17 protein-coding genes and 1 pseudogene are annotated in these 18372 nt (G+C 40.2%); 11 read left to right on the top strand and 7 right to left on the bottom strand.

Annotation, left to right across the window (positions count from 1 at the left end):
- The first annotated feature begins 5 nt into the window (after positions 1–5).
- On the top strand, positions 6–422 hold the full coding sequence (gene accB, locus ACP7AK_RS02175) for an acetyl-CoA carboxylase biotin carboxyl carrier protein (protein WP_005107117.1): 417 nt from the start codon (positions 6–8) through the stop codon (positions 420–422).
- 18 nt (positions 423–440) lie between these two features.
- Positions 441–1805, top strand: a complete 1365-nt coding sequence (accC, locus tag ACP7AK_RS02170; RefSeq protein WP_004280198.1) for an acetyl-CoA carboxylase biotin carboxylase subunit — start codon at positions 441–443, stop codon at positions 1803–1805.
- A 56-nt stretch (positions 1806–1861) separates the two neighbouring features.
- Here the strand turns inward: accC and ACP7AK_RS02165 are convergent, their stop codons facing one another.
- Positions 1862–2305, bottom strand: a complete 444-nt coding sequence (locus ACP7AK_RS02165; protein ID WP_005100815.1) for a hypothetical protein — start codon at positions 2303–2305, stop codon at positions 1862–1864.
- 313 nt (positions 2306–2618) lie between these two features.
- On the opposite strand from ACP7AK_RS02165, the gene ACP7AK_RS02160 reads away from it, so the two are divergent.
- Positions 2619–4049, top strand: coding sequence for a sensor domain-containing diguanylate cyclase (locus ACP7AK_RS02160; RefSeq protein ID WP_253114340.1), 1431 nt, complete (start codon positions 2619–2621; stop codon positions 4047–4049).
- Between the two features lie 46 nt (positions 4050–4095).
- Positions 4096–5586: an amidase gene (locus ACP7AK_RS02155; protein ID WP_425878316.1), complete on the top strand. Its 1491-nt coding sequence runs from the start codon at positions 4096–4098 to the stop codon at positions 5584–5586.
- A gap of 16 nt (positions 5587–5602) precedes the next feature.
- On the opposite strand, the gene ACP7AK_RS02150 is transcribed toward ACP7AK_RS02155, so the two are convergent.
- Positions 5603–6769 (bottom strand): MFS transporter, encoded by a 1167-nt coding sequence (locus ACP7AK_RS02150; RefSeq protein ID WP_425878314.1) that lies wholly within the window; start codon positions 6767–6769, stop codon positions 5603–5605.
- 379 nt (positions 6770–7148) lie between these two features.
- On the opposite strand from ACP7AK_RS02150, the gene ACP7AK_RS02145 reads away from it, so the two are divergent.
- The 3 genes and pseudogenes from ACP7AK_RS02145 to ACP7AK_RS02135 all read left to right on the top strand — a co-directional run bounded on the left by ACP7AK_RS02145 (position 7149) and on the right by ACP7AK_RS02135 (position 10522).
- Positions 7149–8285, top strand: a complete 1137-nt coding sequence (locus ACP7AK_RS02145; RefSeq protein WP_425878312.1) for a catalase family protein — start codon at positions 7149–7151, stop codon at positions 8283–8285.
- A gap of 160 nt (positions 8286–8445) precedes the next feature.
- Positions 8446–9660: pseudogene (locus ACP7AK_RS02140) on the top strand (alpha/beta hydrolase family protein).
- Positions 9661–9886: 226 nt separating this feature from the next.
- Complete coding sequence (locus ACP7AK_RS02135; RefSeq protein WP_425878310.1) at positions 9887–10522, top strand: SOS response-associated peptidase; 636 nt, start codon at positions 9887–9889, stop codon at positions 10520–10522.
- A gap of 41 nt (positions 10523–10563) precedes the next feature.
- On the opposite strand, the gene ACP7AK_RS02130 is transcribed toward ACP7AK_RS02135, so the two are convergent.
- Positions 10564–10704 (bottom strand): hypothetical protein, encoded by a 141-nt coding sequence (locus ACP7AK_RS02130; RefSeq protein ID WP_005107128.1) that lies wholly within the window; start codon positions 10702–10704, stop codon positions 10564–10566.
- Between the two features lie 1603 nt (positions 10705–12307).
- Here ACP7AK_RS02130 and ACP7AK_RS02125 point away from each other — a divergent pair.
- A complete protein-coding gene (locus ACP7AK_RS02125; RefSeq protein ID WP_005107130.1) occupies positions 12308–12649 on the top strand; it encodes a hypothetical protein in 342 nt (113 codons plus the stop codon).
- 105 nt (positions 12650–12754) lie between these two features.
- On the opposite strand, the gene ACP7AK_RS02120 is transcribed toward ACP7AK_RS02125, so the two are convergent.
- Both ACP7AK_RS02120 and ACP7AK_RS02115 read right to left on the bottom strand, forming a co-directional pair.
- Positions 12755–13030, bottom strand: coding sequence for a hypothetical protein (locus tag ACP7AK_RS02120; RefSeq protein WP_425878308.1), 276 nt, complete (start codon positions 13028–13030; stop codon positions 12755–12757).
- A 620-nt stretch (positions 13031–13650) separates the two neighbouring features.
- Complete coding sequence (locus ACP7AK_RS02115; RefSeq protein ID WP_004646792.1) at positions 13651–13881, bottom strand: hypothetical protein; 231 nt, start codon at positions 13879–13881, stop codon at positions 13651–13653.
- Between the two features lie 253 nt (positions 13882–14134).
- Between ACP7AK_RS02115 and ACP7AK_RS02110 the strand changes: the two genes are divergently transcribed.
- Positions 14135–14611 carry a CinA family protein gene (locus ACP7AK_RS02110; RefSeq protein ID WP_425878306.1) on the top strand — a complete coding sequence of 159 codons (477 nt, stop codon included), beginning with the start codon at positions 14135–14137 and terminating at the stop codon, positions 14609–14611.
- A gap of 102 nt (positions 14612–14713) precedes the next feature.
- Positions 14714–15334: an aminotransferase gene (locus ACP7AK_RS02105; protein WP_425878589.1), complete on the top strand. Its 621-nt coding sequence runs from the start codon at positions 14714–14716 to the stop codon at positions 15332–15334.
- Between the two features lie 64 nt (positions 15335–15398).
- Here the strand turns inward: ACP7AK_RS02105 and prpC are convergent, their stop codons facing one another.
- Both prpC and prpB read right to left on the bottom strand, forming a co-directional pair.
- A complete protein-coding gene (gene prpC, locus ACP7AK_RS02100; RefSeq protein ID WP_180038691.1) occupies positions 15399–16538 on the bottom strand; it encodes a bifunctional 2-methylcitrate synthase/citrate synthase in 1140 nt (379 codons plus the stop codon).
- 4 nt (positions 16539–16542) lie between these two features.
- The gene (prpB, locus tag ACP7AK_RS02095) at positions 16543–17427 is read right to left on the bottom strand and encodes a methylisocitrate lyase (protein WP_425878304.1); all 885 of its coding nucleotides are present in this window, start codon (positions 17425–17427) and stop codon (positions 16543–16545) included.
- Between the two features lie 230 nt (positions 17428–17657).
- On the opposite strand from prpB, the gene ACP7AK_RS02090 reads away from it, so the two are divergent.
- Positions 17658–18305, top strand: a complete 648-nt coding sequence (locus ACP7AK_RS02090) for a TetR/AcrR family transcriptional regulator (RefSeq protein ID WP_004646788.1) — start codon at positions 17658–17660, stop codon at positions 18303–18305.
- The last annotated feature ends 67 nt before the right edge of the window (positions 18306–18372 follow it).

Raw genomic sequence — 18372 nt, 5'->3', positions numbered from 1 at the left:
GTCTCATGGATATCCGTAAAATCAAGAAACTCATCGACTTGATGATTGAATCTGACTTACAGGCGATCGAAGTTAAAGAAGGCGATCAGTCGATTGCATTAACTCGTCGTAATCCAGTGGTTGCAGCAGCTGTTCCTGCTATGCCTGCACCAGCAGCCGAAGCGCCAGCAGCAAAATCTCCTCGTGGCGCAGTTGAAACTTCACCAATGGTCGGCGTGTTCTATGCAGCACCAAGCCCAGGTGAACCGACATTTGTTAAAGTTGGCCAGACCGTTTCTGCAGGCGATACGCTGGGTATTATCGAGGCAATGAAAATCATGAACCCGATTGAAGCTACTCAAAGCGGTGTGATTGAAGAAATTCTGGTGAAAAATGGTGAAGTGATTCAATTCGGTCAACCACTTTTCCGCTACCGCGCTTAATCACCCCGGGGATTTATAATGTTGCAAAAAGTTTTAATTGCAAACCGTGGTGAAATTGCGTTACGCATCACCCGTGCTTGCAGAACTTTAGGGATCAAAACTGTAGGTGTCTATTCTGACGCAGACAAGGACCTGATGCACTTACGTTTCTGTGATGAAGCAGTATGTATCGGCCCTGGTGCGAGCAGTGACAGCTACTTGAATATTCCTGCGATTATTACAGCTGCTGAAATTACCGGCGCAGATGCAATCCATCCTGGTTATGGATTCCTCGCTGAAAATGCAGAATTTGCAGAAATCGTAGAAAATTCTGGTTTTATCTTTATTGGTCCGCGTCCGGAACATATTCGTTTAATGGGAAACAAGGTTTCTGCCATTATTGCCATGAAAAAAGCTGGTGTACCAACAGTACCGGGCTGCGACCATGCCGTAACGATTCACAATGCCATGGCTGAAGCCAAAGAGATCGGTTTTCCACTGATTGTAAAAGCTGCTTCTGGCGGTGGTGGTCGTGGTATGCGTATCGTAGAAAATGTCGATACCCTGCTGGAATCTGTTCAGGCTGCACAGCGTGATGCAGAAATGTGGTTCGGTGATGATACGGTCTATATGGAACGTTTCCTGCAAAAGCCACGTCACGTCGAAGTGCAAGTACTTGCTGATGGTAATGGTCATGCGATTCATCTGTATGATCGTGACTGTTCACTACAGCGTCGCCATCAAAAAGTACTGGAAGAAGCACCAGCACCGAACTTACCAGAGCAAGCACGTGCTGATATTCTAGAAGCCTGTGTCAATGCCTGTAAATTGATGCAATATCGTGGTGCAGGTACATTCGAATTCCTGTTTGAAGATGATGAGTTCTTCTTCATTGAAATGAATACGCGTGTTCAGGTTGAGCATCCGGTAACTGAAATGGTCACGGGTATCGATATTATCGAACAGCAATTGCGTATTGCTGGCGGCTTAGGTCTGGATATTCAGCAAGAAGATGTCAAGGTTTTAGGACATGCGATTGAATGCCGTATTAACGCAGAAGATCCATCAACCTTCTTGCCTTCACCCGGCAAGATTGAGAGCTTCTATGCACCAGGCGGCGCAGGTATCCGCTTAGACTCGCACATCTACCCAGGCTATAGCATTCCGCCGTATTATGACTCGATGATTGCCAAACTGATTTCGCATGGTAAGGATCGTGAGACGTCTATTTCTCGAATGAGAAATGCTTTGGAAGAAATGATTTTGACTGGCGTTAAAACCAATATTCCTTTGCATAAAGATTTAATCCTTCAGGATAAAAACTTCTGCAAACAGGCAATGGATATTCATTACCTAGAGAAGCATTTGTTAAAGCAGCTTGAAGGTGCTGAAGACAAAGCTTAAATCAAAGCTCATAAAAAAAACCGCTGTCATTCAGCGGTTTTTTTATTGTTTGCAATTTAAGGCAATACGCGTCTGAGCACAGCAAAACATTGTTCGGCTTTTTCATTGGCGCAGAAGTTAATGGTATAAGGGTTTTGCCATTTCACAAAATATTGCGAAATTTCACCAGACTGATCCACCTGATTGCCTGAACAGTCTTTTTCATTATTGTCATATTTTACTTGCAGAATCAGCGCTGGAATCTGCTGCGAAGGATCCTGTGCCGGCTGATAGTCATATAGCCCCGACGTCCACTCATCGCCACTTTTAATCACCACATTATTATTGCCTTTAAAATTATAATATTCGATACATTTTTTATTATTCGGGATTTCCATTCCCCACAATCCGACAATTTCCGGACGGGTTTTCACAGTAAATGTATTTGGGATTTCAGCAGCTTTAGCAGGAGCATTCGCTGGTTTTTTATTTTCTGTCGCCATTAGCCAAGGTGAGCTCATGAGTAAGATAAGGCTAAGACATATTTTTTTCATATTTACCGGCATCTTGTTAACAATTGATTCTAAATTATCATATTTTTTGGGATCGTGTCCCGCTCTAACGCAATTTCAATACAGAGTCAGAAATTATTTATCACATTGTTTAAAAACATGGATTTCCTTTCTGACTTTTTTGTATATATTTCGTATATAAGAATCTTAATAGTTCGCATTAATAACAGATTAATCAAACAATAAAATTATATTTTGGGTCAAACTTAGTTGCTGAACAAAGTGATCATTCACACTTAAAAATTTGAATAGGATTTTAAATTTGCAATTAGCTCGAATAACAGAACAACAATTAAATCATGAAACCTATGCTTATTTTGTCATTGTTTTCGCTGTTTTAGTCTGTTGTTTTATTGGGATCGCAACCAGACCAATTGAGTATCTGGCCTTATTGTGGCCGGCCAATGCTGCCTTGTTAGCCCTGTTCTTACGCTTTCCACATTTAAATAATATGGGAGGTTGGCTTGGTGCATTCAGCGCTTTTATGTTTGCAGATCTGATCACCGGGAACAGCCTATTACAAAGCCTGTTTCTTACCTTGTCTAATCTGATCAGCACTATTGTCTCGATATTTTTTATTCGATATTTCAAGATTAATTACAAATACTATAATACTGGTTATACATTCGTTCATTTATTTGGCATCTTCGCTTTTGCAGGCTGTCTGGCCAGTGCGGCTTTTGCAGTTCTCACCTTGCCAAATCTACCCAATTCATTCATGACCAAAGAGAATTTATGGATTGATTTTGGTCTGTGGTGGACCGGTGAAATGGTGAATTATATTGTGTTTCTCCCTTTAATCTTGGCATTCCCAAGAATAAAAGACATGCAGTATCTATTTAAAAACCGTCGTCAAAAACGTAATTACTTCAGCTATTTTTTACCTGCATCTTCAGTCGTGGCCTGTGTCATCATTACCAATATTTTTGCAGGCCCCGGCGCAATGCTCTACCCTCTGGCTGCACTGATTTGGGCTGCGTTGACCTATCGCCTGTTTAGCATGACACTGATTAATGCGTTTGTGACTATTTTAACCTATTACAGCCTGACGCGGTTTTATGCCACAACGCATGACACCTTGGCAGATTCTACGATTTATATTTCGCTCCGGATCGGGCTGTTTATGCTGGCCTTATCGCCGCTTATTCTTTGTATTATTAGTCAAAACCGCAATGAGCTGTTTAAACGGGTTCTCTATCTGGCCAATCATGACAGTCTGACCCGCACCATGAACCGTCATTTTTTCTTTCAGAAAGGTGAATATTTACTGCAATATGCCAACAGAATGGAATTTTCGGTCATCATGCTGGATATTGATCATTTCAAACGTCTGAACGATGATTTTGGCCATCATGTCGGTGACAAGGTGCTGCAACATTTTGCGGAAATCATTCGCTGCAATTTACGTGCTGAAGATCTGTTTGCACGAATTGGTGGGGAAGAATTTGTGCTGTTACTCTGGAATACCGAACCATCAGAAGCACGTCTTATTGCAGAACGGATTCGTGATCTGGTGGAAAAAACCCCGATTTATCAATCAGATGGCTCGCCCCTGTATATTACCGTGAGTGTGGGCATCACTCATCAAAATGAACCGCAGGCCCAAGACCTGCAAAACCTGATCAATATTGCAGATCAAGCCTTGTATCAGGCCAAACATCGTGGGCGAAATCAGGTGGTGCTTGCATCTTGAGCCTAAATGATCTACAACCTTGAAGCAGCAACACTAGGGAATGGCAATGAAATTTGAAGAATATCTGCAATATGACGGTTTAGGACTGGCTGATCTGGTCGCCAATAAACAAGTACATTCAAGTGAACTTTTATCTGCTGCACTAGAGCGTAGCTCAATTGCCAATCCCGAGCTAAATGCAATTATTATTCCGATGCATGAGCATGCATTGAAACGGAGCCAGCAAAATCTGTCCGGACCTTTTGCCGGTGTGCCTTTTCTGGTTAAAGACCTGTTTCAGGAATATGCCGGTTATCCAACTTCTTATGGTTGTCAGGGCTTAAAACGGATTGGTTATATCGCCGAGACCAATGCCGAGATTGTCAATCGCTGGGAAAAAGCCGGGATTGTGACTTTTGGACGTACCAATACTCCTGAATTTGGGATTAAAGGTATTACTGAACCAGATGCTTGGGGCAGCTGTAAAAATCCGTGGAATTTACAGCATAATAGCGGCGGCTCGTCCGGTGGTTCCGCTTCTGCCGTGGCTGCCGGAATTGTACCAATTGCGGGTGCTGGTGATGGTGGCGGCTCGATACGTATCCCCGCTTCCTATTGCGGCCTGTTTGGCCTGAAACCGAGTCGTGGCCGCACGCCTTGGGGACCACAAATGAGTGAAGCCATGCATGGCGCCGCGATTCAGCATGTACTGACCAAAACGGTACGGGATAGTGCTGCAATGCTGGATGCCACCCATGGTGAAGATCATAGTTCACTGTTTAAGATTCAGCGTCCACAGCATCATTATCTGGATGTGATTCAGCAACCGCCAAAAAAACTGAAAATTGCGTTTAGCACTTATTCTACGATTGGCACACCTGTTTCGCAGGATGCCATCAAAGCCATTGAACAAACAGCCAAATTGCTAGAATCTTTGGGCCATGAAGTGGTCGAAGACCGTCCAGCCATTGATGGCATGCAACTGGCCAAGGATTTTATTACCACCTGGTTTAGCCAGTTTTCATTTATGCTGGATGAAATCCAGAAAGGCTATCCGTCCAAATCGAATGATTTTGAACTGGACTCTTTAGCGCTGGCGGCTTTTGGGGCCAAAACCAGCGCGATTGATTATATCCAGAACCTGAATAACTGGGGCCAGTACGTGACCCAGATGAATCATTTCTTTGATGACTATGATCTGTATCTGACGCCTGCCACGGCGACAGTGGCGCCGAAAAATGGTGAGGTCAAAACACCAAACTGGCAGAAACCGATTCTTAAAGGTTTATTGAAACTGAATAAAGCGCATTTACTGGCGCAAGGTAAACTGGTCGATCAGATTGTGAAAGAAAACCTGAAGTGGGTGCCTTTTACCCAGTTGGCCAATATTACCGGACTCCCGGCGATGTCTGTACCGCTGTACTGGAATGAACAAAACCTGCCGCTCGGTTCACAGTTTATTGCACCGTTTGCCCGTGAGGATCTGCTATTACAACTGGCAGCTCAATTGGAACAGGCACAACCGTGGTTTGGGCAATATTCCAAGATCCGTATTTAATACTGAGATGATATTTTCAAGCCTGTTTTTGCAGTTCGACCTTATTTGGCAATCCAAAAATCAGTAATAAGCCAAGCAAGGTCGATGCTGCAGCAGCGATAAAGATAGATGTGCCGCCGACTTGATCCCAATAATGCCCAGCCAGAATACTGCCGCTCGCCACACCAATCCCCCACATCGTGCTATATAGCGCTTGTCCACGTCCTTGCTGCCCTGCAGAAAAATTCTGGAAAATCACTCGCATCGCAATCATATGAAATAAACCAAAACTTAAAGCATGAATCGTTTGGGCAAAAAACTGTGCTATGAATGAAGCAGGAAATATCCCGACGATGAACCATCTTAATCCGGTCATTAACAAGCATAGCGTGACCAGATGACGCCACGACCAGCGTGTCAGAAAGAACGTCGCATAGGCAAACATGATTATTTCCGCAATGACCCCGACTGACCAAAACAGCCCTATCTGGCTGGTGCTAAATCCCGACTGACTGAGATAATTGCTATAAAAACTATAGAATGGCGCGTGTGAAAATAGCAGAATCAATTCAATCAGGAAAAAGCTATAGACGACTGGGCGTTTGAATATCGGCCATAAGGGTTCGAGCTGTTTCTGGGCGGTAGGCGCTGTCGTGGGCTCTTTAATGGTAAATGACCAAAGAAAGGCCAGAAATGAAATACTCAGCAACAAGACGGGTAACATACTGATGCTAATAATTTCAAAGACGGCGCCCAAGCCGAATACACCGATAATAAAGCCGACTGATCCCCATTTTCGTACTTTGCCATACAGTTCTGCTCTTTTTTCTCCGAGCCAGAACAAAGTTACACCTTCAAACTGTGCCAGAATAGCATTCTGAAAAAAACTGAAAATCAGCATCAGTAAAGCTACAGATTGAAAGCTATTGGGAATAATAAAAATCATGAACCAGATACAGGCTTCCATCCAGGTGGCAATACGCACCAGCAACATGCGTTTACCGGATTTATCTGCAATCCAACCCCAGATCAACGGCGCAAAGAATCGGGTAACAATCGCAATAGAAGATAAAATCCCGATTTCCTGATAATTGAAGCCTTGATCTTCAAGATACAGACTCCAAAAAGGCATGAATGCCCCAACAATCGCATAGTAAAAAAAGTAAAATCCACTGAGTCTATGCTGGATTGCTAGAACTGGCATTGATTTATATATCCTAATATTTTCAAAATTTTAAACTCAATAAATTTCTATAGCACTGTATTCGACGACTCTTGATTTTGCTACGAGCATCTCGCATTAGTCTAAAAATAAATTTTCATAAGTTTATGGATAAATTTTGCTAAAGTAAAAAACTCTGTGTTGAGTTAAATTAAAGTAAGAACATAAATCGTCTTCTATATTGAGCACACGACAAAGAGTGGAAACAGTTTTAGGAAGGAATTGGATGGACTTAAAATCTGAAGATCAATAATTACACAGACATTATCATTGTTTTATGGCTAAAGTATGTCCAAAGAATTTTCAGTTCATAGGCTAAAAAATTAAAACTAACTCTAGCTTTATAGCAAGGAGAAAATCAATGCCTAACTTTATAAGACCTATATGCTCGGGTCTAGTTTTCTCTTTAATGGCAATAAGTATTTGTAGTGCTGCATATGCTAACGCTTCCCCTATAGCATCTAACTCTTCAAAAGATAATATTCATCCCAATATAGATCAGCATTTAAGTGAAAGTCTTTATCCTGATGAAGCAAATATAACTGAAAAAATCGCAGATATAATTGAGATATCGATTCGGAAAGAATATTCCACAGGTATCGCGCTACGTGATGCCCATCCCAAAGCACACGGTTGTGTACGCGCAGAATTCAAAGTAGATGAAGCTCTTCCTAAAAACTTGGCTCAAGGTGTTTTTCTTCCTGGAAAAACATATCAAGCCTGGATTCGTTTCTCTAATGGTTCTAAAGATGCCCAACAAGCAGATATTAAAAAAGATGCCCGTGGCATGGCGATAAAACTTTTAGGAGTACCGGGAGAAAAGCTTTTAGATGATGAAACCTCTACTCAAGATTTCATTATGATCAATCATCCTGTCTTTTTTGTGAATGATCCAGTTCGATATATGTCATTTATGCAAGATATAAATAGCGATAGATTTTTTAATAAACTGCATATTCCTTTTGCATTAGGAGCTAAAGGAACCTGGATTGCCTTAAATACAAGAAATAAAATTTCTAATTCTTTGCAAACTAGATATTGGTCTATGGTGCCCTATCAATTAGGAATAGGCACTGATCGTCAAGCTGTAAAGTATTCAGCTCAAGCATGTTCGACAGTGATAGATCCTCTTCCACATGCTCCCCATCATAATTTTCTAAGAGAAAACCTGCGCCAACATTTGCAAAAAAGTGAAGCATGTATGGAGTTTCTGGTACAGCCTAGAACATCAAACAGCATGTCGGTCGAAGATTCCATGACTGAATGGCAAGAAAGCCAAGCACCTTTTTACAAGGTAGCCACTATCCGTATTCCCCAACAAGTTTTTGATACGCCTGAACAAAACAAGTTTTGTGAAAACCTCTCTTTTACACCATGGCATACACTACCAGAGCACAAACCTCTGGGAGTAATAAACCGAATGCGAAAGGTGATTTATGATCGTATTAGTCAGCTTAGACATGATATGAATTCTACTCACAGATCAGAACCACATTAAAATATAAGTGCTTATATTAAAGTTATCAGCTAACCTAAAATAACCTGTTGTATTGCATATTCGCCTTAACTTAAAAGCTTTAGTTTACAAACTTTGTGCAGAGTTAATTTAGAAACATAAATAAAGCTGCTACATTAAAAATGACATTATAAAAAGGAAAATGGTTTCAGCGATGAAAATTAAATCTCCTATTATTAAATTAATCATGAGCTGTTTATGTTCAGGTTCAACATATGCAATAGCCTCTCCTCCACTTCCCGATAACAGCAAAATCCAAGCATCTCATATTTCGGAAAAAATACCGGGTACAATATTATCTATACAAGAACAAAATACTGATCTGTTTACGAATGCCTCACAACGTTTCTTAATTAATTATCGCAGTCGTGGCACAAAATCCGAACCCATTGTCACTTCAGGCTATATCTTGTTACCTAAAGGCAAATTCCCTAAAGATGGCTGGCCTGTTCTGGCTTGGGCGCATGGTACAACTGGCGTTGCTGATACATGTGCACCCTCTGGGGATTATGTGGGCGGGCCAGTCCATGTCTATCAGCAAATCGCTGCTAAAGCATTGAATGCCTGGCTCGCTCGCGGCTATGCAGTCGTTGCACCTGATTATCAAGGTTTAGGCACTCCGGGCGGTCATCCTTATATGAATGCGCGAAGTTAGTTGCATACTGTCGTTGATGCTGTACGAGCGATCCACCATTTAAAGCCTTATAGCTTTAGTAAAAATTGGTATGTTATGGGTCATAGTCAAGGAGGTGCAGCATCTATTAAAGTTGCAGCATCCGGTCAAAAAGATGCGCCTGAATTTAATCTTCGTGGGGCAATTGCACTGGCACCAGGCGGTTATCAATATGAAGGAATCGCTGAATATGTTGCCAGCAATTCGCAAATCACGACTAATGTCGCCGCATTTTTTCCAATTGTGCTTTTAGGAGCAGAGGCTGCAGATCCGCTGCTTGCTCCAGCAAATTTAGTGAGCCCAGAAATGGGAGAAATTCTTAATCATGCACGCAGTCGCTGTTTGTCAGAATTACAATCGGACTTAAAACAAGCACCTAAGACTGTCTTTAAATCAAATGTAAATCTGGCACCTTTGACAAATTATTTAAAAGAACAGTCTATTGAGAATATGACACCGACTGTGCCGGTTCTGCTGGTACAAGGCGAGAAAGATCAACTGGTCGATTATCGTGGTACTTATGCTTACTACCAGCAGGTATGTACAAAGCAAAAATCTATCGTCTTCCATCTCGTCAAAAATGGAGATCATCGTGATTCCTTAAGACAGAGTGAATTTCTGATTGGAAACTTTATCAATTCAGTTGGACAAGGAAAAGCTTTGAGCACCTGCCCTACAAAATAACTTGGTGAGCTTTTGCATTTAATCATTAAAAACGCAAATATTTTAATCTTCATATTTATAGAATAGTCCTTTAAAGGAATACTATTCTATAAAGAAGATAAACTAATGTTAATCCGTATTCTTACTTTGTGTTAAAACTACACTTACGCTTTCGAATTGTTTTGAGCCCATCATTTTTATACCTTAGTTCTTTAGCAGACAATAATTAGAATGAAAGAGGTTATTTATGTGCTCGAACTATGAATTCCCCTCAAAAAAACGTCTTTCCTTATTAGATATTCATGAAGAGCAACTCGAACTGGGCATGAAAACGCATATTTATCCTTTAGCACCCGCACCAATCATTATGCGTGGTGCTGACGAGTATGAGCTGGATATCGCACGTTTCGGACTGATTCCAACCTGGGCGAAAGAACTAAAATATGGCCGGCATACTTATAATGCACGGACTGAAACAGTGGCATCCAAACCGAGTTTTCGACATGCCTGGAAAAACAACCAGTTTGCTTTAGTACCGGTCGATACCTTCTATGAGCCTAAATATATAGACGGCAAACCGCACTGGTTTGGTATTTCACGTGAAGATGGCAATCCTTTTACCGTGGCGGCGATTTATGATGACGCACACATTGATGGTGAGAAAATCAGATCATTTTCGATGCTAACCATAAATTCAGATCAACATCCCTTTATGAAACAGTTTCATGATCCGAATGACGAAAAACGCTCGATCATTGTGATTCCGGAAAAATCACGACATGACTGGTTGCACTGCGATCATGAACAAGCCCATGAATTTTTCTTTGAAATAAAAGATGAATTTATTGCAAAGCCTAGAGATCAACGCTTATTGGGAAATTAAAAAGCCCTAAACCAAGTTAGGGCTTCGTCCATGTGAAAAAGCTATTTTTGCTCTCTCAATGGATTTTCCGGTTCTGCATTGGGTTTTTTCTCTGGTTTGACATGCTTATAAGATGCCTGATTACCCTTGTCGTCATTTGATTCTTTATGCGGATTTGATTCTTGCTCTGGCTTATTTGTCATATGCATCTCCTTCATATATCTATTAATAAATAAATATGATATCTGCTGCTAAACATCAATGTTATTTATGTTGCACATTCAGTTTTATAAAGAGACAAACTTTCCTTCAAGTGCTCTTTGACATTTCACAATTCTTGTTGTTCATCTGAGCAAATAAGCTGTTCAGCCTGATCGTAGACGATACAGCAAAGAATATGAATTCGCGTGCGAGCCGATATCGAATACATGAAATTTTCTAAGCTTATCCACTGCCGGAAAAAGTCTTTTCATTTCAGTAAAACCTTTAGGATGCTTGGCCTTAATCAGTCAATCCCCACCAGCTAATGCAGTTTCAGCCTGTGGCCTCTTTTGAATTGCTTCAAGAATTCGAGCATGGGTGATCACACGCATAAATTTTATTGTATTCCAGTTCTAAGCAGCTAAGAATTTATCAAAACGTAATCCTATTGAAATGATTCTTTTATAAAGTATTCCTTGTGAGAAATTATGTTTAGATCCAAAAATTTCATCAGTAAAGAAAAACCCCGCCAACTGATGATTGAACGGGGATTGATCTTCATTAAGATGTCTGATGATTTGGCACATTATTCAATATTTTTCAAGCAATCACGACACTGTTTGACCTCATCATGGTCACACGTGTAGTTAATTTCAGTCGCACCATGAAGACCAAATAAACAAAATATAAATTGCATCATGTTTTTCTCCTAAGTGTAAAAAGCTCAATCTAGGATCAAGCTTTATTGCTTTAAATATAGAATGATTCAATATAAAATGATTGGATCAGCGATCTAGAACAACTTCAGTACTCAGCTCTGTTTAGCCTTTCAGTAAAATTGAAGCTTTTGGGCTAAGTTTGTACAGGCTCTTCAGCTTGAGTCGTCTGATCTTTTTTACAATGATCACTTTTACAATGCTTGCTGCTCATCATCTGACACATTTTCTCTTTGCAAGATTTAAAACAACAACCAACCATTACGCCCATGCCAAATGCGCATATACATCTCATCATAGCTTTGTCCTGTCTTTTCGTGAAAAGAGATATATAAATAACATCTATTCATGTATCTCTCCTGAGGAAATTTTCAGGCTTTATGTTGTGTATGAAAACTTATGTGAAAGAGAATGACCAAAAAATACAATCAGCAAAGAAAAAACCAGATTTAAGACGGAAAAGAAAAAGCCTGTTTAACTCTCCTAAATTAAACAGGCCTTATAATGTGCTGATTTTTAATTATTTTCATTAAGTTCTTAGAATGACGCCAAGATATCACTAGCCATGCAGCCAATCTGTGTAGGATATATAGATGCAATGTTTCAAAATATGAAAAAACCATTACTTTTGTTAATTAAATGACTGTAATTTATCCAAAAATATTTTTAATGAGAAAATAAGATTACTAAATAACCAAAACCCAAGAAGAATTGCTAAACCTATAAGTGAGAATGGGTTAATTTAGATTTTTAGAAGAAAATTCCTTATTTCAGTCAATATCGGATGTTATGAATGTTCAATGTCTCATAAAGTTTATAGATCATTGCTTTCTTTTTAGTCATTTCTCTCTATAATTTTTCATATGAGCAATAACAATATTTTGGCAGCATGAAAAATCGCATCCTAATTACTTTATTGATGAGTCTGGCAATAAGCGGCTGCCAAAAACAGCAAGCAGAGAATTCAGCCGAGGCTGCTGCAAATATTAAAGCGCAGTTTGAACAGTCAGATAATCAACTCAGTGCTTATTTGGACAAACTCGACTCTTCAACAATTAGTCTGGAAGAAAGAACACGCATCCTGTGTGAACAATATCCTAAAGAATATAAAAATAACTATATGCCTGCCTTGCTAAAACTTGCACCCAAGGAATATACAGAAAAAGAGTTGCTCACCGACCTAGACAATGCCTTGAATTTCTACAAGCTGAAAGCCAATATTCAGTGTTGATCTATGTTCAGTCTAATTGTGAAATGAAATTTATAAAAAACCGCCTGATTCAGGCGGTTTTTTTATGAAGAGCGTATATCTTAAAAAGAATTAACGCTGTGGTTTTCACTGATCTTGTTGATTACGTGAACGTTGTTGCTGTTGGTTACTGTTTTGCTGTGGCTGTTGTTGCTGTTGGCCTTGCTGGTTTTGTTGCTGCTGGTCGCGCTGTTGCTGATTGTGTTGACCATCTTGTGGCTGTTGTTGTTGCTGGTTATTTTGTTGCTGATTTGGGTTTTGCTGGTTATTTTGTTGACGCTGCTGATCTTGATTGCGCTGTTGATTTTGCTGTTGCTGTTGTTGTTGCTGTTTCTGTTGGTCTTGCTGTTGATTATTAGCCATGGTGGTATTCCTTACTATTTGCTTTAAATTAAAAGCCGATAGGTTTCGACTTAATATCCACTCTACGCATTTTTTAGATTTCGCCAACCTTTAACCTGTTACAGATTAATTCAATGTAAAAAATAGTAAGATAAGTACTTGAAGTGGAGATTAATGCGCAACATAAATTACCTGATATAATGCAACAGAAACATAATGAAAGATTATATAGGTCAAAAATTTATTATCCAATAAAAGGAATAACTTAAGTCCTATTTCATATATATGAAATTTTTAATAAAATTTAAAAATCGTTATCAAATAGAATCAATTAATACCTATGTTATTGATATCTATTAATATATAAAAATCAATCTAAATCTTCTATATTTTTAAAAGATTAAATAAAATATTAAAAATCCAATTTTTTTGAATATTCTTAAGTGTAAGGAAATACGACACTTAACATGACCTCACCAATAACACTTAAGCTGTTTCGAATTTATCTTGACTTTAAGTTAAATATTTTTAGCTATTAATCTGGTATTAACTTAGGTCAAATCATTGTTTGTAATTATATTTATTAATCTATTTATAATGAATAAGCCTCTTTAAAAGAGGCTTATTCTATTCAGTTTTTATTAGATATTGACTACTTTGACGATAATCGTTTGAGTATCTTCCTGCTCTTCGGCCAGATACAAACGTTTAAGCTCTTTGCTTTTCACTTTGAACTGCAAATTCTGATAAGAAATCGTGCTTGGTATCTGATCAAAATATTGACCATCAGCGTCAATTTCTTCCTGAAATAATGGTGTACCCAATTGATAGTCAAGACTTTTTAAGACTACATATTTTACTGTGGTTTTCATTCCAACACCCTACTTTCACTAAGCACTTTATTTTTATTTTTACCACTGTTCCGCCTGAGAAGAAACCTCTATTTTTGAAAATAGCCCAAACTTTAACCACTCAGATTTTGCGATCAGGTCAACATGAAATTACACTGATCTATGAAAAAAATTTTAACTTTCATAAAAATATAAATATACTTGGAGTTGATCGACAGAAAAAAATCTGTCTAGATTGATCTAAAATCACTCCCACAAAGAAAATATAGAGACTATGATAAAAACCTGTTGCGGCTTACTCGAAGAGAAAAACATAAAAATTGCCTTTATCGAAAGCGCAAGTTCTGGATATCTCAGTAGCCAGTTCTCCATTTGTAAAGGAGAAGGTGCCGAAATTCTGATTGGTGGTTTGATCTGCTACGATGTAAGTGTCAAGACTTCAGTATTGGGCATTTCCAAGAATCTGATCAATAGTCATACTGCGGAATCTATGCCGGTAACGGTTGTTCTGGCGGAAGCAGGTAAAAAAATGTTCCGTGATGCTGACTGGATTATTGCCTGTACAGGATTGCTTAAACCAGGTGGTAGCGCGACACCAGAGAAACCGGAAGGGACTTTTTTTGTGGCCATTAATGATGGCACGCAAATCCATCAGTTCCAGTATTATCTCAAAGGCTCGCCACTTGAACGCCTTAATAAACTGTCAGCTGTGGTTGCACATGACATGATCAATCTATTGAATAACAGCTAAGCTTTCAAAGTTATTATGTAGCCTGAATAAGCTTCATTATTTCTACCGTATTTTAAGATAGATTGGCATGATCAAATGCCAATCTATTTTTTTGAGGGTGGAATGACCATGAATATTAAAACCGCACTGCTTCTGCTCCCTCTGAGCTTGCCCAGTCTGGCTTTCGCTACTGTAGGCGGCCCACAAAATATTGAAGTTCTAGGCTATGAAGTCAAAGAACAGAAGCTTTATATCATGCGTCATTATCTTGATGGTCGTGGACGCTTGCCTCAACTGTATTATTATAATTTTAAATCCCAAAAACCAAATCAACTGGTTCAGGTCAATTCCTTATATATCAATCCTAAAACCAAGCGCATCGATTATGATCAAGACAGTCGCAAGTTTGATCAGGACATTGCCAAAATCAAAAAACGTTTAGTTCCATTAAATCCAATTCAAAAATCAAAGCCACAGCTTAAGGTGTTAAAGACAACGAAAGGTAGCGCGCCTGCCTGGCATGATCCTCAGGAAAAAGTGCCAAAATGGACCTATCAATATCAAGTGAAATCTGGCTCACAAAAAAGTCCGGTTCAGCAAGCAGTCAGTTATCAGCAAGGCTTGAAAATTAGCCAGGCCTATAAAGTTCCGCGACAGAATAAGACCCTGGTAATAGTAAAGTATCTGGGTATTCCTTTTGAAACAGGTTATAGCATTGAAGATCCGGCACTGTTAAGCCGATAACAGAATTCACTAAAAAAATAAGGTCTCAATTGAGACCTTATTTTTATTCTAGGACATTTACGGATTAAGCCGCTGTAGAACGCTCAGCGATTGGCACTACTTTACGTAGTTCTGGTCCGGTATAGTCTGCGCTTGGACGGATAATACGGTTGTCAGCACGCTGTTCCATCACATGCGCTGCCCAGCCTGTCACACGTGACATAACAAAGATCGGGGTAAACAGCTTAGTTGGAATGCCCATGAAATGATAGGCAGATGCATGGAAGAAATCCGCATTACAGAATAATTTCTTCTCACGCCACATGACTTCTTCACAGCGTACAGAGACTGGATACAGTACCGTATCACCGACATCTTTGGCCAAACGCTCAGACCAGACTTTGATAATGCCATTACGCGGATCATTGTCCTTATAGATCGCATGACCGAAGCCCATGATTTTTTCTTTACGTTCCAGCATGCCCAGCATTTCACGCTCAGCTTCTTCTGGTGATTTCCAGTTTTCAATCATGTCCATCGCAGCTTCGTTAGCACCACCATGTAAAGGGCCACGCAAGGAACCGATTGCACCGGTAATACAGGAATGCATATCTGACAGCGTTGATGCACACACACGAGCGGTAAAAGTCGAAGCATTGAATTCATGCTCTGCATACAGAATCAAGGAAACATTCATTACCTGTTCATGTAGCTCATTTGGTTTTTCACCATGCAGAAGATGCAGGAACTGTGCACCAATCGAATCATCTTCAGTATTTTCTTCAATACGTACGCCGTCATGACTATAACGATACCAGTAACAAATGATTGCCGGCAAAGTTGCCAAAATACGGTCTGCGATATCCTGTTGCTGCTCAAAAGACTGCTCAGTTTCAAGATTGCCCAGCATGGAAACGCCAGTACGCATCACATCCATTGGATGCGAGTCGGCAGGAATACGCTCAAGGACTTCTTTTAATGCCTGAGGTAAAGTGCGCAAGGATTTCAGTTTGGCTTTGTAGGCAGCCAATTGCTCTGCCATCGGCAATTCTCCGAAGAAAATCAGATAAGCGACTTCTTCAAACTGGCAATGTTCAGCCAGATCCTGCACGTCATAACCGCGATAGGTCAGACCTGCGCCACTTTTGCCTACTGTTGAAAGTGAGGTTTTACCCGCCACTTGTCCGCGCAATCCTGCGCCAGTGAGTACTTTTCCTTCAGCCATTTTTTTAATTCTCCTGTTTAAACAGTTTATCTAATGTGTCTTCAAAGCTGTGATAATCTAAAAATTCGTAGAGTTCTTTTCGTTGTTGCATGATATCCAGCACATTTACCTGAGTACCATGTTCGCGCACCGAACGCATCACCTCAAGTGCAGCTTTTTGCATTGCACGTGTCGCTGACAATGGATACAGCACCATGCCAATGCCCTGCTCAGCCAGTTCACCTACCGTATAATACGGTGTATCACCAAATTCGGTAATATTTGCCAAGACTGGCACACCGACCGCATCACACACTGTACGGTACATGGTGATATCGGTCATCGCCTCAGCAAAGATCGCATCTGCACCCGCTTCAACACAGGCAGAAGCACGATCAATCACGGCTTGCAAGCCTTCTTTTTGTAGCGCATCGGTACGCGCCATCACCACGAAGTTTGAATCGGTTTTCGCATCTACAGCCGCTTTGATACGATCGACCATTTCCTGCTGCGATACGATTTCTTTATTTGGACGATGACCACAACGCTTCTGTGCCACCTGATCTTCAATATGAACCGCAGCGGCTCCTGCTGTAATCATCTGCTTAATCGTGCGGGCAATATTTAATGCACCGCCCCAACCGGTATCAATATCAACCAGTAAAGGTGTATCCACACGCTCAGTGATCCGGCGTACATCTTCAAGAACATTATCCAGGCTGGTCATGCCCAGATCAGGCAAACCATAAGAATAATTCGCGACACCCGCACCTGATAAATAAATGGCTTTATAACCGACCTGTTTGGCCATCATGGCAGCATAGGCATTTACTGTGCCCATAATTTGCAATGGTTTCTCGACTTCAAGCGCTTGTCTAAATCTTAAACCTGCAGACATTTGTTCTGTCATCTTCCTTTTCCACAGTCTTGGCTATAATTATTGAAATTCGAGTATACTCATTTGGCTTGCTCATTCCATAACCTGATAGAACAAATACTCTAAAACTTTAGTCAAATTTTTAAGTTTTGCTTTACCTAATTAGCAAATAGCGCCCTTATCCGGCGCAATTATGAAATATGTGCATATATTTGCTATGATGGCGTTTCAATCTCTATTGACATGTTGATGTACTATCTCCTATGCAAGACCTCGCCCTAGAACCGCTCGCCAAAGATCTGCCACAGACCAAACGTGGTCATGAGCGTTGTATTGCGCTGCTGATCAGTGCAACCGAGCTATTTCTGGAACGGGGTTATGATGCTGTGTCTCTGGATGATATCGTCCAGCATGCCGGTGGCTCCAAAGCCTCTATTTATAAGTACTTTGGCAATAAAGAGGGCTTGTTTAAAGCCATCTGCGATTATCGTCGTATCAAGTTTTTTGAAGATATCAGTATTCCGATCGAACTGATGGCACTGGATTTTCGTAGTTATTTAGTACACACGTTGCTTAATTTTTATCACCAGATTATGCAACCGGAAAACTCGGCCTTTATGCGTCTGGTGCTGGAACAAAGCCAGCGTAATCCTGAACTTGCTCAGCATATTCATGAGCGAGGCCCGGTGCATGTGCAAAGTGCCATTGCCACGGCTTTAGAACAGGCAGATGCGCAAGGTTTATTGCATTGCGAAAATCCACAATATTCGGCGCAGCTGTATTTTGGTATTTTGCGCAATCTGGAATGGCGTATTCTGATGGGAATTCCGGTACAGGAAGATGATCAGGAAATCGACAAATACATCAGTTATTGTGTGGATCGCTTTTTAGACGGTCATCAAAAAGTCTAGTTTTTTTGCATTTTTCATTGCTTATAGTATATTAGCCGATTCCGTATTTTTTTCTTAAACTAACCAA

Source organism: Acinetobacter sp. TWP2-2-3 (assembly GCF_049896445.1).
Taxonomy (GTDB): domain Bacteria; phylum Pseudomonadota; class Gammaproteobacteria; order Pseudomonadales; family Moraxellaceae; genus Acinetobacter.
This window is presented reverse-complemented; position numbering and strand designations above follow the sequence as displayed.

Bases quoted from the DNA above. Each gene is read 5' to 3' on its own strand.
- ACP7AK_RS02130 (WP_005107128.1), bottom strand. From the start codon at position 10,704: ATGACAAATAAGCCAGAGCAAGAATCAAATCCGCATAAAGAATCAAAT.
- ACP7AK_RS02125 (WP_005107130.1), top strand. From the start codon at position 12,308: ATGAAAAATCGCATCCTAATTACTTTATTGATGAGTCTGGCAATAAGC.
- prpC (WP_180038691.1), bottom strand. From the start codon at position 16,538: ATGGCTGAAGGAAAAGTACTCACTGGCGCAGGATTGCGCGGACAAGTG.
- ACP7AK_RS02150 (WP_425878314.1), bottom strand. From the start codon at position 6,769: ATGCCAGTTCTAGCAATCCAGCATAGACTCAGTGGATTTTACTTTTTT.
- ACP7AK_RS02105 (WP_425878589.1), top strand. From the start codon at position 14,714: ATGACCATGAATATTAAAACCGCACTGCTTCTGCTCCCTCTGAGCTTG.
- ACP7AK_RS02110 (WP_425878306.1), top strand. From the start codon at position 14,135: ATGATAAAAACCTGTTGCGGCTTACTCGAAGAGAAAAACATAAAAATT.
- accC (WP_004280198.1), top strand. From the start codon at position 441: ATGTTGCAAAAAGTTTTAATTGCAAACCGTGGTGAAATTGCGTTACGC.
- ACP7AK_RS02145 (WP_425878312.1), top strand. From the start codon at position 7,149: ATGCCTAACTTTATAAGACCTATATGCTCGGGTCTAGTTTTCTCTTTA.
- ACP7AK_RS02135 (WP_425878310.1), top strand. From the start codon at position 9,887: ATGTGCTCGAACTATGAATTCCCCTCAAAAAAACGTCTTTCCTTATTA.
- ACP7AK_RS02115 (WP_004646792.1), bottom strand. From the start codon at position 13,881: ATGAAAACCACAGTAAAATATGTAGTCTTAAAAAGTCTTGACTATCAA.
- accB (WP_005107117.1), top strand. From the start codon at position 6: ATGGATATCCGTAAAATCAAGAAACTCATCGACTTGATGATTGAATCT.
- ACP7AK_RS02165 (WP_005100815.1), bottom strand. From the start codon at position 2,305: ATGAGCTCACCTTGGCTAATGGCGACAGAAAATAAAAAACCAGCGAAT.
- ACP7AK_RS02155 (WP_425878316.1), top strand. From the start codon at position 4,096: ATGAAATTTGAAGAATATCTGCAATATGACGGTTTAGGACTGGCTGAT.
- prpB (WP_425878304.1), bottom strand. From the start codon at position 17,427: ATGACAGAACAAATGTCTGCAGGTTTAAGATTTAGACAAGCGCTTGAA.
- ACP7AK_RS02120 (WP_425878308.1), bottom strand. From the start codon at position 13,030: ATGGCTAATAATCAACAGCAAGACCAACAGAAACAGCAACAACAACAG.
- ACP7AK_RS02090 (WP_004646788.1), top strand. From the start codon at position 17,658: ATGCAAGACCTCGCCCTAGAACCGCTCGCCAAAGATCTGCCACAGACC.